At 38.2% G+C, this 14,239-nt stretch carries 13 protein-coding genes and 1 riboswitch; of the genes, 1 reads left to right on the top strand and 12 read right to left on the bottom strand.

Annotated elements, in window-relative coordinates:
• Positions 1–26 precede the first annotated feature (26 nt).
• The 4 genes from ahpF to L8T27_RS24035 all read right to left on the bottom strand — a co-directional run bounded on the left by ahpF (position 27) and on the right by L8T27_RS24035 (position 4,235).
• The gene (gene ahpF, locus L8T27_RS24050) at positions 27–1,556 is read right to left on the bottom strand and encodes an alkyl hydroperoxide reductase subunit F (RefSeq protein ID WP_233317007.1); all 1,530 of its coding nucleotides are present in this window, start codon (positions 1,554–1,556) and stop codon (positions 27–29) included.
• A gap of 12 nt (positions 1,557–1,568) precedes the next feature.
• Entirely contained in the window at positions 1,569–2,132 is a 564-nt protein-coding gene (gene ahpC / locus L8T27_RS24045) for an alkyl hydroperoxide reductase subunit C (protein WP_233317006.1), read from the bottom strand.
• 455 nt (positions 2,133–2,587) lie between these two features.
• On the bottom strand, positions 2,588–2,890 hold the full coding sequence (locus L8T27_RS24040; RefSeq protein ID WP_237943412.1) for a hypothetical protein: 303 nt from the start codon (positions 2,888–2,890) through the stop codon (positions 2,588–2,590).
• A gap of 154 nt (positions 2,891–3,044) precedes the next feature.
• The gene (locus L8T27_RS24035; protein WP_237943410.1) at positions 3,045–4,235 is read right to left on the bottom strand and encodes a Ger(x)C family spore germination protein; all 1,191 of its coding nucleotides are present in this window, start codon (positions 4,233–4,235) and stop codon (positions 3,045–3,047) included.
• A 245-nt stretch (positions 4,236–4,480) separates the two neighbouring features.
• On the opposite strand from L8T27_RS24035, the gene L8T27_RS24030 reads away from it, so the two are divergent.
• A complete protein-coding gene (locus L8T27_RS24030; RefSeq protein ID WP_237944199.1) occupies positions 4,481–6,046 on the top strand; it encodes a histidine kinase N-terminal 7TM domain-containing diguanylate cyclase in 1,566 nt (521 codons plus the stop codon).
• 70 nt (positions 6,047–6,116) lie between these two features.
• Here L8T27_RS24030 and L8T27_RS24025 read toward each other — a convergent pair whose 3' ends face one another.
• From L8T27_RS24025 to L8T27_RS23990, 8 genes are all read right to left on the bottom strand, one after another.
• Complete coding sequence (locus L8T27_RS24025) at positions 6,117–6,236, bottom strand: anti-repressor SinI family protein (protein WP_233317003.1); 120 nt, start codon at positions 6,234–6,236, stop codon at positions 6,117–6,119.
• A 15-nt stretch (positions 6,237–6,251) separates the two neighbouring features.
• A riboswitch (cyclic di-GMP riboswitch) is annotated at positions 6,252–6,333 on the bottom strand.
• 126 nt (positions 6,334–6,459) lie between these two features.
• On the bottom strand, positions 6,460–7,887 hold the full coding sequence (locus L8T27_RS24020) for a sensor histidine kinase (RefSeq protein ID WP_237943408.1): 1,428 nt from the start codon (positions 7,885–7,887) through the stop codon (positions 6,460–6,462).
• Positions 7,877–8,551, bottom strand: a complete 675-nt coding sequence (locus L8T27_RS24015; protein ID WP_237943406.1) for a response regulator transcription factor — start codon at positions 8,549–8,551, stop codon at positions 7,877–7,879. The genes L8T27_RS24020 and L8T27_RS24015 overlap by 11 nt, the downstream gene beginning before the upstream one ends.
• A 95-nt stretch (positions 8,552–8,646) precedes the next feature.
• Complete coding sequence (locus L8T27_RS24010) at positions 8,647–9,342, bottom strand: M50 family metallopeptidase (RefSeq protein ID WP_237943404.1); 696 nt, start codon at positions 9,340–9,342, stop codon at positions 8,647–8,649.
• A gap of 80 nt (positions 9,343–9,422) precedes the next feature.
• Entirely contained in the window at positions 9,423–10,091 is a 669-nt protein-coding gene (locus tag L8T27_RS24005) for a PspA/IM30 family protein (RefSeq protein ID WP_237943402.1), read from the bottom strand.
• Positions 10,092–10,517 carry a hypothetical protein gene (locus tag L8T27_RS24000; RefSeq protein ID WP_237943400.1) on the bottom strand — a complete coding sequence of 142 codons (426 nt, stop codon included), beginning with the start codon at positions 10,515–10,517 and terminating at the stop codon, positions 10,092–10,094.
• A 166-nt stretch (positions 10,518–10,683) separates the two neighbouring features.
• Positions 10,684–12,510 (bottom strand): ABC transporter ATP-binding protein, encoded by a 1,827-nt coding sequence (locus tag L8T27_RS23995; RefSeq protein WP_237943398.1) that lies wholly within the window; start codon positions 12,508–12,510, stop codon positions 10,684–10,686.
• Entirely contained in the window at positions 12,503–14,230 is a 1,728-nt protein-coding gene (locus L8T27_RS23990; protein ID WP_237943396.1) for an ABC transporter ATP-binding protein, read from the bottom strand. Before L8T27_RS23990 ends, L8T27_RS23995 begins: the two co-directional genes overlap by 8 nt.
• Positions 14,231–14,239: the final 9 nt, after the last annotated feature.

The following is a 14,239-nucleotide window of genomic DNA, read 5'->3' as shown; positions in this document are numbered from 1 at the left end:
GTTACCGAAAGCCTTTTATATTATATTTAGTTGCGAATCAGATAATCAAATGCGCCTAGAGCCGCCGTTGCCCCTGATCCCATGGAAATAATAATCTGTTTATAAGCACTGTTTGTACAATCTCCTGCAGCAAAAACTCCAGGAATGTTTGTAGCACCGTGTCTGTCTACAACGATTTCACCGAAGCGAGTACGTTCGATTGTGTCACCTAACCAGTCAGTATTTGGCACAAGACCAATCTGAACAAACACACCTTGAAGTTCAACATGATGAACCTCTTCTGTATCGCGATCGATATAAGAAATACCGTTTACTTTATCTGTACCGGTAATTTCTTTTGTTTGTACGTTCTTTAATACTGTAACGTTTGGAAGGCTGTATAGACGATCTTGCAGTACTTTATCTGCTTTTAGTTCAGGCATGAATTCAAGCACTGTAACATGCTTTACAATACCAGCTAAATCAATTGCAGCCTCAATACCAGAGTTACCGCCGCCGATAACAGCTACGTCTTTTCCTTCAAACAATGGTCCGTCACAGTGAGGGCAGTACGCAACACCTTTGTTTTTAAACTCAGCTTCACCAGGCACGCCTACATTTCTCCAACGAGCTCCTGTAGAAAGAATGACAGATTTACTTTGAAGAACTGCACCATTCTCCAGCTCTAATTCAATTAAATCTTTCTTTTCTAAACGCTTAGCACGCTGTAAGTTCATTACATCAATGCCGTATTCCTTCACATGCTCCTCAAGGCTGGCAACAAGCTTAGGACCTTCAGTATGCTTCACACTAATGAAGTTCTCAATACCTAATGTATCCATTACTTGACCGCCAAAGCGTTCAGCAACAAGCCCTGTGCGAATCCCTTTACGTGCTGCATAAATAGCTGCACTAGCACCTGCTGGACCGCCGCCGACAACTAGTACGTCGTAAGGGTCTTTACTAGAAAGTTCAGAAGCATCTGGACCGCTGCCGATTTTATTAAGAATTTCTTCTAAAGTCATACGGCCGCTGCCAAATGGCTCACCATTTACGAAAACAGTTGGCACTGCCATGATATCTTTGCTTTCCACTTCCTCTTTAAATGCTCCGCCGTCAATCATTGTATGTGATATTTGCGGATTAAAAATGCTCATCACATTCAATGCTTGAACAACATCTGGGCAGTTATGGCAAGTTAAGCTGATATACGATTCGAAATGGTATTCGCCTTTGATGTTCTTAATTTGGTCTAGCAAGCTTTGGTCTACTTTAGGAGCTCTTCCGCTAACCTGAAGCAGTGCCAAAACTAATGAAGTAAATTCATGGCCTAATGGAATTCCTGCAAAGATGACACCAGTGTCTTCTCCGATACGGTTAACACTGAAGCTTGGTGTTCTTTGTAAAGTAGTCTTTTCTACTTTAATTCTTGGCGACATAGTTGCCAGTTCATCTACTAAAGCAAGCATATCAGTAGATACTTTATCAGTACCTGCACTAACCTTTAATAAAACGTCGCCTTCCATCAGCTGAAGATATTGTTCTAATTGTGCTTTAATGTCTCCATCTAATATCATTGATGACACTCCTTAGATCTTTCCTACAAGATCAAGGCTTGGCTTAAGTGTTTCAGAACCTTCTTGCCATTTAGCCGGGCAAACTTCACCTGGATTGTTGCGAACATATTGTGCAGCCTTAATTTTATTTACAAGCGTGCTTGCATCACGGCCAATTCCGTCTGCATTGATTTCAACTGTTTGGATAACTCCGTCTGGATCGATGATGAATGTGCCGCGATCAGCAAGGCCTTCTTCTTCATTCAACACATCAAAGATACGAGAGATTTTTTGAGAAGGGTCACCGATCATTATGTATTCAATTTTTCCGATAGCATCAGAATGATCGTGCCATGCTTTATGTGTGAAGTGAGTGTCAGTAGATACAGAATAAACTTCTACTCCAAGATCTTTCAAAGCACCATATTGGTTTTGAAGGTCTTCTAATTCAGTTGGGCATACGAATGTGAAATCTGCTGGATAGAAACAAACTACACTCCATTGACCTTTTAAATTTTGTTCAGAAACATCGATGAACTCACCGTTGTGAAATGCTTTAGCTGAGAATTCTGCTACTTCTTTACCGATTAATGACATAAAAAATTTCCTCCTAAAAGTGATTTGATGTATTATTAAATTAACAATAAATTTTATAACTTAATAATATTAAATTAATAATTAGTATTATAAAACAATCATTATTTATAATCAAATAAAAAATGTAATTATTTTAATCTAGATAAAATGAAAAGGCTATCAAAAAATCGATAAAATCAACATTTTTTCTTAAGGACGCTGTAGTTTAATTCATTTATTGCCGAATTTCATTACTATTCATCAGCAGTTATTCTCAATTGAACAACAGAAATCGGCATTTTTTAAGTAGGAATTTTTTCAATTAAAAATTATAAACAATAATTTAAAGTCTTTTTGATTTATAATGATTTTTTTCTTCGTTTCTAAGAAAGATAAGCTTTGAAAATAAGCTGTTCCTCTAATATCTATTGTTACCAATGGCTACTTTTTTATAAATTCATGTGAACAACAAATTTTTAGATAAAATAAAGCCACCGAATAGGTGGTGGATTCCCCGCTTCTCCTAATAGATATATAAAAACAAAATAGATGCAAATCAGCAGCCTAAACCCCATAACAAAAAAGGAAAGCATTATATTTTCTTTTTTTACCAGCCCGATAATTCCGCAAATAAAGCTACCCAAACCTATAAACAACTCAAATAAAGCTACATGATAGATAGAGTATTGCTCCATAACAAAAACGCGCACATGATTAAACATGGTTATCAACAGAACGAATACTATTTGTAATAATAAACCTAAAAAAGATATTTTCATTTCTCTAAACTCCATTCAAAAGTGAAGTACATAGAATATTTATGTACACAGTATTTCTACGTATAATAACGTAAGCTACCATTAAAGTAAATTATTTTAAAAGAAAGTTTAAAACCTCGACATATTGGTCGAGGTTCACGTGAATATCAATTATTTATTTCATCATATATGGATTGCTTCTCAAACCAGTTCTTTTTACTTCTGCAGCGAAAGTAATATTTATATCTGCTTTGGCAAAGCCTTGATCCCATTGAACTCCGTATTTCTTAAAGTGCTTATAATCTTGTTCTCGTAAAAACTCTCCAAAACCAAATATATCCGCATTATACTCTTCTCTAGATTTATTAATAAATCGCATTATCTCGTCTTCCATCATTTTGTTAATAGCTTTTTCCTGCCCTTCAAAAGCAGACTCCTTTTTAAATTCATTTGTACAACCTGTACTTTCTAAATAGCCTTCTGCCTTAATTTTAACATGGAAGGTTGGAAGGCCATTTTTCTCTTTCGCTGTTACCTTTGTTTTTGTGCTAGTAATACGATAGCCAAACTTCTTATCTCCCTTAATACATTTAACCGTCAATTCTGTATTCTTTATTCTTCCCTGAATAAAGAGCATATCTCTAACTTCCTTTAATGTTGCAAAACCAACGAGTTTACCGTTTTTGATTACGCCAATTGAGTCAATAACTACTGAACTCTCAGGGACTTCACTCTTTAAGTTCTCAACATTTCCTCCTTTTTTTGGATCACCAATTAATCGGGCTGCTGCAAGGACAGGAGACTGACCTTGTGCATTATATAAACGCACAAAATCATTTAACTTAATATCAGGTGCCCCGCCCCACTCTTTCTGCATCGTATTCAATTGTGTAAAGATTTTTAAGGACGGGCTTTTTTTGTACATATTTGTAACTTCCAACAAACTTCCTGCATCTTGTCCTCTAACGATCACTATACTAAAGTCATCACGCATTTCTCTGTTGCGGTCAAAAAAATCCATGAAGTCCATCGTGCCGGTTTCCGCCACTTCCTGACTAATTGCAAGGAGTCTCATATGAGAGTAAACTAGACGAGATGCATTAGATATATTAAATTTATGAGCAATTTCTCCTACTGCATCCCCCTCTAATGAATAAACAAATGATGGGGCCATGCCTGTTGCAGTTTGGTAATTCATTTCTCTCGCTTCCGTGGTCTCAATGGTTAACCTGTATTTTTTCGTTTTTCCTTTATCGATTGCCACACCTGTTACGATAGACACCTCTGATAGCTCCGCTCTATCCCAGCAGCCTGTTAAAAATAGCAGTGAAAAGCTTATTATGACTGTTAATTTAAATAATTTCATAAGTATCCCTCGCCTGTATAAGGATGTTAAAAGTTTCCTATGTAGGATGTTATTTATTATTTTTTGTATTACTGATGCCTTTTTTGCATGAACATGGTGTACGAAGGTACTCCATCACTATTCAATAGTTTCTAAAATAGCTTACCTAATGCAGTATCTTAAAGTATAATTGAAGAATGACATACTAATATAATCAGCCAAGTTTTTGTTAGATCCATTTAAAATTATTGGAGTACTACAATTTGATGTATAACGAATTGATTTTTTATATACTATTGGTTATTGTTGCAGGTTCTTTAAGCTTATTTCTGTACATATTTTCCTACTTTAAGCTGAAAGGTGCACCAGGTGCCAGATTTTATCAATATGCAACTTTATTTTCCTCTATATTTTCCTTTTTTTATGTCTTTGAGTTATCAAGCACCTCTCTTAAGACAATAAAACTTTGGGTAACTATTGAGTATCTTGTTATGCCTTTTATTCCGGCCTTTCTCTTTTTAATGTGTTTGGAATACGTTGGCCAAAAGCTAAAGCAGTGGAACTATTACATCCTATTTCTAATTCCATGCTTTACAATTTTCATGCAAGCAACCAATGACCTTCACCATCTGTACTACTCTTCTGTTGCGCTAAGAAGCGATGTACCGTTTCCTATCTTAAAGTTGGAATATGGACCATTATTTTATGTTCATGCTTTTTATATGTTCTTCTGTTTAACTGTTAGTATTATTACATTGCTACAACAACTGAAAAATGCTTCCTTTATGTTTCGAATACAAATAGTTACTATGTCAGCAGGCTTAATTTTCCCAATTATTGCAAATTATTTTTACTTAAACAATCTAAGCCCTTATGGAATTGATCTTGGACCAGTATCCATGAGCTTATCCTTTATATTTCATTCTATTGCTCTTCTGACCTTCAAGATGTTCAATGTAATGCCAATATTTAGGGATACTGTATTTGAGAGAATGAAAGAAGGGGTTATTGTATTAAATCAAAATGGTGTAATCCTTGATTATAATGATGCTATACTTCCTATCATTCCAAGTCTAAATGCTTCTGTGATTGGAAAACCTTTAAGCAGCCTTCTTATAGGCAACCAAAAGCTTATGAAGATTATTGATAAAGGTGTAGATTGTGACTATGAATGGAATCAAGGGAATAGAAACATTTATCATCAAGTACATTTCTCTCTTGTCGAGGATAATAGGTTAGGGAAAATAGGGAAAATAGTCTCGTTTGTTAATATTACAGAAAAGATAGAAATGCAAAAAATGCTCAAGCAGCTTGCATCTATTGATGGCCTTACACAAGTATACAACCGTACCTATTTTTTAAAAAAAGCAGAAGAAATGCTTTCAGCTTCAACAATTCAAGCAAATGTCTCTCTCATTATGTTTGATATAGATTTTTTCAAAAAAATTAATGATCAATACGGACATGAAGCTGGAGATATCGTTTTATCTCATGTAGCTAAAGTAGCAAAGAAAACCATTCGTGACGAAGATATAATTGGTAGATACGGAGGAGAAGAATTTATCATCCTCCTTCCAGAAACGTCCTTAAATGAAGCATACCGTTTAGCCAATGTTATCCGCCTGAAAGTTTCAGAAAGCTTCGCCACCGTTCACGAAATAAATATATATACTACTTTAAGCTTAGGTGTTTCCCATACAGCCTTTATTACAAATGATGCTGCCGAAACTATTCAAACTTTAATGCGAGAAGCAGATGCCGCACTTTATACTGCCAAACGGAGCGGACGAAATAATGCTCAAATGTTTTTGCCGGAATTTATCAAACAATAAGCTGGTAATAAAAAAGGTCAAATCTATAGATTTGACCTTTTTTCTATCCATATATGTATGTTAAAAACGCTTAGCTCTGCTGGTTAATAAATTCTTTAATTTGTTCAATCGTTAATCCAAGTTCTTTTGCTTCTACTATTAATTGAATCCATTCCATATCCAATTTTAATTCAGCACTTGTGTCAGCCATACGCCCTCCTGGTTTTTAGGCAGCACAGCCATCATAGAAATCCCTTAGATCTGTTGCTTTGCGCCCTACTCTTTCAAGCAGTTTGCCCTTTACTTATTCTTATATTTTAATTTTACAAAAAATTCTATAAATACAAAACTGTTTTTTATCGACAATTTTCGACTAACGCAAAAAGAGCCTAACCTCTCCTAAAGATTAGGCTCTTTCCCTGTCATCAAACAGATTATTTATCATTTTCTTTTTGTATAGGAATTCTAATGGAAAACACACTTCCTTTGCCTATTTCACTGCTTACGTGAATCGTCCCTGCATAGCTGTCGACAATCCATTTTGCAATAGAAAGCCCAAGGCCATGACCCCCGACTTGTCTTGTTCTTGATTTATCTGTGCGATAAAAACGGTCAAAGATTCGCTGCTGATCTTTCGGGTCGATTCCGATGCCAGTATCTTTAACTTCCACCACTAGTTCTCTCCCATCAGCAGCCAATGACAGCAAGACTTCTCCGCCGTTCGGAGTATACTTAATTGCATTATCTACTAGAATATACAACAGCTGTGTAAAACGCTGTGAATCTCCATGCACAATCAGTGCTTCAGGGGCATGTAAGTATAATTTAATTTGTTTCGAATCAGCAAGCATTTTTAAAGATTGGATTGTTTTTTTTGCTAATGGGCAAAAATCGAAGGTTTCATTTGCCAACTCTATTTTCTCCATGTCTGATCGGGCAATTGTTAATAAATCTCCGACTAAACCGGTCATTCTTTTCACTTCATTTTTCATATTTAAAAGAAGCTTGTGTGAATAATCCTCTTCTTTAAACTCTGCTGTCATTTCCATTGCATTTATAGAAGATAGCATCACACTCAACGGTGTCCGCAATTCATGAGACGCGTCTGCAACAAACTCCTTCTGTCTCGCAAACGTTCTTGAAATCGGAATCATCGCTTTTTTGGACATATAGTAGCTGATATAAATAGCGACTCCCATAAAAAGAACGGCTATCCCTAGCAGGATAAAGGGAAGCATTTTAAAAAGCTGGTACGCAAACGAGATTTCCTTACCTATGTAAAGCAAGCCGATTTCTTGGCCATGATGGTATATAGGCTGTGCTGCTACAAGGAGCCGCACGGTTTCTTGCTTTTGATCTGACTCAAACTCTTCTACTCTGCCTCTCGTTTTAAATCTTCTTTCGGCTGTTATATTGTCCACTTTTATCGTTTCACTGCGAATTTCGTTTTCAGAAGGATCCCAGCCATCCAGCTTGTTTAAAATTTCAGACCGGGAATCAGACACCGTTTCATCTCCCAGAACAAGTGAACCAGAAGTATTAACAACATAAAAGAAAAACTGATCTACATCCTTCTCCAGTGATTTCTGGTTTTGAAATTCAAGAAGATTAGTTTGATTTGTCTGTGTCAAATAGGCTTCAATACTGGTTGCTTCCTGTTCTGCAGTCACCTTCAGCTCGCGTTCTTGCTCCTTAAAAATAGTAAAATATAATAGCAAATAAACAACAATAATGAACAGGAGCAAAAACAGCATTAGCAAGCCGCTGTAAAGTGCAGTCAGCCGATATTGAGTGCTTTTAAAGATATCCTGGTTGTCTCGTCCTTTCCAGATAGAAACAAGTGACGCTATTTTAGCTTTCAAATTTATAACCTACCCCCCTTATACTTTGGAGCAGCCCATTTTGACCAATCATGTCCAACTTCTTGCGGAGCAGCTTGACTGTTGCATCAATTATTTTCATGGATACATCTGCATCCAAACCCCAAATCCTGTCAAGAATCACTTCCCTTGGCAGCACTTGTCCACGGTTTTGCACGAGCAAGTCGAGCATCTGGAACTCACGAGGACTTAACTGTACTTCTTCTGCTCCATTGGAGATTGTCTGGCTGAGCCTGTTTAATTGCATTTCATGAATGGACAGCTGCTCTTCAAGAATAGGTGCATAATTGCGTCGGGACAGAGCACGCAAGCGGGCAAGGAGCTCTTCAATTTCAAAGGGCTTTACAAGATAGTCATCTGCTCCCGCGTCCAATCCGATGATTCGATCCTCTACAGCATCTTTAGCAGTCAGCATTAAGATTGCTCCAGAATAGCCGCTGGATCTTAACCGTCTGCAAACAGACACACCATCCTCATTAGGCATCATCCAATCCAATATCAATATATCATAGTGTGAGGCTTTCGCGTAATCGTATGCGTCTTCCCCGTCCGTAACCCAATCGACCTTATAGCTGCCCTTCTTCTTTAACATATATTCAACTAGCTCACCAAGCTGGAAATCATCTTCCGCTAAGAGTATGTTCATGTAAAACTCCTCCTCCTTTTTTATTATTTCTTGTATCTATTATAAGTCTGAAGTCTTACTCACTTTCTGCCAATCCTAGCAACATATTCTTAAAATTAACTTAAGAAAGTAGTAACAATGAAAAAGCCTGCATAAAGAGATTGGCCAATCAGCACTACTCCAAACATCATTGCTGGGACCCACTTAAGCCTTCCGAAGATTCCTTTTCCTTTCATTAACTTTCTATTAGAAACGCTGCTTTTCAGCTGAACAAAGGACCCGAGGACAGATTGAACAAGGATAATAGCTGCTAGAAATATCGCACCATGCATAATGATCGTTTCATCGCCGTAATACAACGGTGCTGTTAGCATGGCAATAGAAAGAATGGCCCAGACAAAGCCGACAAAGCTGCGAATCCAGAACAACAACGATAACCCAAGAAGCCCGATTAATATATAGAAAATAAATTCGTACTGCTGCTTTGAAACTAAGTAAAATAAACCAGTAGCTGCTATTAAAGCGCCTGTGTGTCCTAAATACATATGAAAAGCAGCTTTTAATGTTTTCCCGTCTGCTTCACCCTCAAGCAGCTGTTTCTTCTTCTTAATGCCCCTGATTTTTCTGCCAGCAGCTATATCGCTGATAATATTCAACAGCAAAGTGTTCCAAATAGAAAAGCAAGCTTTAACAATCGGAATGACAGACACAATTAATGCTATTGCTAGATAAATAAAAATTGGCAGTGCCTTGTCATAACTTAGATAAGATATAGGATTGATTTGAAGTAAGTCTTGAATTGTTTCTCTCATTTTTTTAGCTCCTTTCACGTTTATTAAAGAAGGAGAAGCACCTATTTTTACTTCAGGCACTTCCCCTTCTTGTCAACCACTCATATTGCTTCTTTATCAGCTTTAAGCTTGTCTAGTTCTTTGGCGATTTCCTCATCGCTCACATTGGAAAAGCTTATTTTGTTATAGCTGTTTAGCGGGTTGGAAGTATAGCTGCCTGCTTGCACTTCTGCTTCCATAAAGAGGATTCTTTCCTCTGCTCTTGTTATACCTTTTGTGATTGTTTCGCCATTAAAATCAATAGTAACCTTTTGAATCTGCTTGATTGATTTTGCTGCATTTGCACGGGATGCAAGTAAAATTTTCTTATGCTGAAGCTCATTATAAGTTACTTGGAGCTCATTGAATTTTTCCTTCAAAATATTCGTTTGTTCCTTAAGTGTGATTAGCTGCTGTTCATAAAGATTAAGCTGAGTCTCTAAATTGATTTTTTCTTGCACTGCCAATTTAGCAATCCCTTCATCACCCTTCTCAAGAGCCAGTTTCGCTTGGCGGACTCGCTTTTCCACTAATTCCTTTGTTTGTGAAATAAGTGCCGCTTGCTTTTTTTCCACAAAGATTTGTCTAGATAAAGCGGACTGTGCCTTGCTAAGCTCCTGTTCCATTTCTCTAGTGTATTCATTCAGCATCGCAATTGGATTCTCCATGCTGTCTAATAAACTATTAATATCCGCTCTAGCAATTGTCTTTATTCTTTTAAAAATACCCATTTACATTCTCTCCTTTTTTTCTGCGTTATTCTTTTCCCATTCATCTAAAATCGTTGCATTCGTATAATTCACAGACGGTTTTGGTGTACTCATGATGGAAGTATCAATAAATTGCTGCATCGAAGAAGCTTGCGATTTCTTCCTGAAGCTTTTAACGGCAAGAACAGTCACTGCTATCAGGATGATAATAATAATGAGGGTCCAAATCCACGGAAATGCTGGTTCATTATGATAGCCGACTAAAACTCGTTCACGCACAACTACATCGTGATGATGCAGCACCGTTTCTCCTGGGCCTCCATGATCGTGAAAGCCTGCAGCAAGTGTTGTTGTCCCCCCAATCAGATTAAAGATAAAGCTTATCGCAAGCGTCATAGAAGCAACAATTGCTCCCCAGAAAATACCTTTTTTCAATCTAGCATTCACTGTTTTGTTTCCTCCTTTCTTTGTTCATATTGGTAGTTTAGTAGCCTTTAGTGAAAAGATGGTGAAAAGATAGAGCTATTCTATCTTTTATTGAATTTGTTTATTCTAAAAGCCGAACAGCAAAAAAGACAGCACTCATCATGTGCTGTCTTCCTTACTCATTCTATTAAATTACCTTTTTAAATTGGCTAGTATACAAATCATAATAGAAGCCTTTTTGTTCTACTAGCTCATCATGGGTGCCACGCTCGATTATTTCGCCGTCTTTTAGTACAAGAATCTTGTCTGCCTCCCGAATTGTACTAAGCCTGTGGGCAATAACAAAGCTGGTCCGTCCTTTCATAAGCTCGCTCATAGCTGATTGGATCTGCATTTCAGTTCGTGTGTCTATACTGCTTGTTGCTTCATCCAGAATTAACACAGCAGGATCTGCTAGTATGGCACGGGCAATTGTCAACAGCTGTCGTTGACCTTGACTTAAGTTTCCTCCTTCTGCTGTCAGAACTGTGTCATAGCCCATTGGCAGTTTACGGATAAATCCATCTGCATTGGCAAGCTGTGCCGCTTGTTCCACCTCTTCATCTGTAGCATTCAGGCGGCCATAGCGGATATTTTCCCTAATAGAATCAGAGAATACGTACGCATCCTGCAATACTATCCCTAATTTGCGGCGCAGACTGTCTTTGCTGATTGTTTGAAGCTCTGTTCCATCTATTAAGATTCTGCCATTGCTTATCTCGTAAAATCTCGTTAATAAGTTAACAATGGTTGTTTTTCCTGCACCTGTCGGCCCAACTAAGGCAATCGTATCACCAGGCTTTGCAGTTAAAGTGATATTCTTTAATATGGAGTGTCCCTCTTTATAACCAAAAGAAACGTCCTCAAAAATGACTTCTCCTGTCAAATCCTCTACAACTTTGACAGGTTGCTTTTTGGCATATTCTGTTGGAGTATCAATTATTTCAAAAACACGCTCCGCTCCTGCCACTGCTGATTGAAGCATATTGAATTGGTTTGCTACTTGATTGATTGGATCGTTAAACTGCCTTGAATACGATAGAAAACTAACAACCACCCCAATTGTAACCATGCCTTCAAGGGCCATCCAGCCGCCTGCTGCGGCAATGATTGCAAAGCTAGCGTTTTTCATTACATTCATGACAGGGCCCATAAACCCTGAATAGATTTGTGCGCGAATAGATGCCTCGCGAAGCTTTACATTAATGTCCTGAAACTCTTCCTTCACCTTTTCCTCCCGATGAAAGACTTTAACTGCCTTCTGTCCAGAAATAGTTTCTTCTATATACCCATTTAGCTCTCCTAAATGCTGCTGTTGGCTAGTGAAGTATTTTCTCGTAAATTTAGCAATTTTTGATGTCAGGAACATGACAATTGGAATTGTTACAAAGCTTAACAATGTCAATCCAATATTAAGGCTAAGCATAAAGCATAATGCACCGATCAGTGTCATAATGCTGGATATTAATGTTGTAAAGCTTTGATTCAGCGTATTTGATACATTTTCCATATCATTTGTCGTTCTGCTCATCAATTCTCCATGTGACTGTCTATCAAAAAAATGCAAAGGCAGCTTTTGAAGCCTGGCGAACATATCTTTGCGCATTGCAAGTACTGTATATTGAGAAACAGCTGCCATGAAATAAGATTGAAGCCAGGTAGCAATAGAGCTGCATATATAAACACCAAGCAAGCCGGCACAAAACCAAACAAGGCCGTTTACGTCGCGAGTGATGATATATTTATCGATTGAAACACCAATTAAGTAAGGACCTAGCAGGTTTAAAACTGCTGTTGTCATTGTCAAGAATACAACCAGCACTAATCCTTTCCGTTGATGACCAATATAGCGCCATATTCTTACCAATGTTTCCTTCATATTGTTTGCCCTCTGAACTGGCAAGTTTCCGCGGAAATGCTTCGGCCCTCCTAACCCCATCTGTTGAGGAGGCATGTTTGTTTTGCGATCATTCATAAACTACTTCCTCCTTTCCCAGCTGGGAGCGGTATATTTCCTGATACACTTCACTAGTTTTCATTAACTGTTCATGCGTGCCTTCTGCGGAAATCCTTCCATCCTCCAGGACGACAATTTTATCTGCCTCCATTACAGAAGAAATACGCTGAGCAATGATGAAGGCAGTGCTATGTTCCAGCAATTCCCCTAGTGCTTTTTGTATGCGGGATTCAGTTCCCAAATCAACTGCACTTGTACTATCATCTAGAATCAAGATTACGGGGCGAACTAACAGCGCTCTGGCGATCGAAATCCGCTGTTTTTGCCCTCCAGACAAATTCATGCCTCTCTGGCCAAGTACAGTATCATATCCATCTGGCATAGTCATTATAAATTCATGGGCACATGCTGCTTTCGCCGCTAATTCAACTTCAGCTTGTGTTGCAGCCGGTTTCTCATAACGAATATTATCCCGGATTGTGCCGCTGAACAGGATGGACTGCTGTAAAACTACACCTACAGATGTCCGCAAATGTTCCAGTTTAATATGACGAACATCTGTGCCGTCAATCATAACCGTGCCGCTTGTCGCATCATATAATCTCGGAATTAATTGCATCATTGTAGACTTTCCAGAACCAGTCGCCCCTAGAATGGCTACAGTTTGGCCGGCCCTTGCAACTAAACTGATGTCCTTTAACACTTCAGATTGTCCATCATAGCTGAAAGATACGCGGTCAAAAGTTACTTCCCCCTTCACGATTGCTTGCTGGTCTGCGTGCTGATGATCCACTAAATCCAGGTCTGTATGGAGAACTTCTTGAATGCGGTCTGCTGACACCTTTGAGCGGGAAATCGTAATCATCATCATGCCAATCATCATCACAGCAAACAACACCTGTGTCACATAGTTAATAAAGGCAATAAGATCGCCCACCTGTAAAGATCCGCTCCACGTCTGATGTGCTCCAAACCAAAGGATAATAACTAGGCTGAAATTAAGAATGAGCATTAACACAGGCATATTGAAGGATACAATGCGAGCTGCCCTGACTGCATTATTTGTATAATCCTCGTTTGCTTGCCCAAACCGGTTATTTTCAAAATCAGAGCGTACAAACGCTTTAACTACTCGAATACCCATCAAATTTTCCTGGAGGACAGTATTAACCTTATCCAGCTTTTGCTGAACTATATTATAGGTAGGAAAGGCTTTTCGAATAAGCAGATAAAGAATAATAAATAAAACAGGAATAGTTGCGGCAAATATTAACGCAAGCTTAAAGCTGATAGTAAATGCCATAATAACACTTCCAATCTTCAAAAGCGGTGAGCGAATGCTGCGCAAAACCATCATCACAAACATTTGCAGCTGGACTATATCGGCCGTCAGCCTCGTAATTAAACTGCCTCCTTTAAACTTATCCAAGTTTTGAAAAGAAAAGCTTTGCACTTTATCAAAAACTACTTTTCGCAAATCGGTGGCAAAATTCATCGATGCCGTACTGGAAAACACCGTACAGCCTGCACCGCCAATCAAACCGATAAATGCGACAAGAATCATCAGCCCGCCAGTGCGCTGAATTGTCTCTAAATCCCCTTTCATCACACCCTCATTGACGATTTGCGCCATTAAAAATGGCTGAAGCAAATCCATCGACACCTCCAGCACCATAAACAGTGGTGCCAGTATGGTTATTTTCCAGTATGGCTTCAGAAAACCCATTAATTCCTTCATAGTACCTCC

It is taken from the genome of Niallia sp. Man26, from assembly GCF_022049065.2.
Lineage (GTDB): Bacteria > Bacillota > Bacilli > Bacillales > Cytobacillaceae > Niallia.
This window is presented reverse-complemented; position numbering and strand designations above follow the sequence as displayed.

Excerpts from the sequence above, each read along its gene's own strand:
- L8T27_RS24035 (WP_237943410.1), bottom strand. The coding sequence starts at position 4,235 with ATGAAATTATTTAAATTAACAGTCATAATAAGCTTTTCACTGCTATTT.
- L8T27_RS24010 (WP_237943404.1), bottom strand. The coding sequence starts at position 9,342 with ATGAGAGAAACAATTCAAGACTTACTTCAAATCAATCCTATATCTTAT.
- L8T27_RS24005 (WP_237943402.1), bottom strand. The coding sequence starts at position 10,091 with ATGGGTATTTTTAAAAGAATAAAGACAATTGCTAGAGCGGATATTAAT.
- L8T27_RS23990 (WP_237943396.1), bottom strand. The coding sequence starts at position 14,230 with ATGAAGGAATTAATGGGTTTTCTGAAGCCATACTGGAAAATAACCATA.
- L8T27_RS24030 (WP_237944199.1), top strand. The coding sequence starts at position 4,481 with ATGTATAACGAATTGATTTTTTATATACTATTGGTTATTGTTGCAGGT.
- L8T27_RS24015 (WP_237943406.1), bottom strand. The coding sequence starts at position 8,551 with ATGAACATACTCTTAGCGGAAGATGATTTCCAGCTTGGTGAGCTAGTT.
- ahpF (WP_233317007.1), bottom strand. The coding sequence starts at position 1,556 with ATGATATTAGATGGAGACATTAAAGCACAATTAGAACAATATCTTCAG.
- L8T27_RS24040 (WP_237943412.1), bottom strand. The coding sequence starts at position 2,890 with ATGAAAATATCTTTTTTAGGTTTATTATTACAAATAGTATTCGTTCTG.
- ahpC (WP_233317006.1), bottom strand. The coding sequence starts at position 2,132 with ATGTCATTAATCGGTAAAGAAGTAGCAGAATTCTCAGCTAAAGCATTT.
- L8T27_RS23995 (WP_237943398.1), bottom strand. The coding sequence starts at position 12,510 with ATGAATGATCGCAAAACAAACATGCCTCCTCAACAGATGGGGTTAGGA.
- L8T27_RS24025 (WP_233317003.1), bottom strand. The coding sequence starts at position 6,236 with ATGGCTGACACAAGTGCTGAATTAAAATTGGATATGGAATGGATTCAA.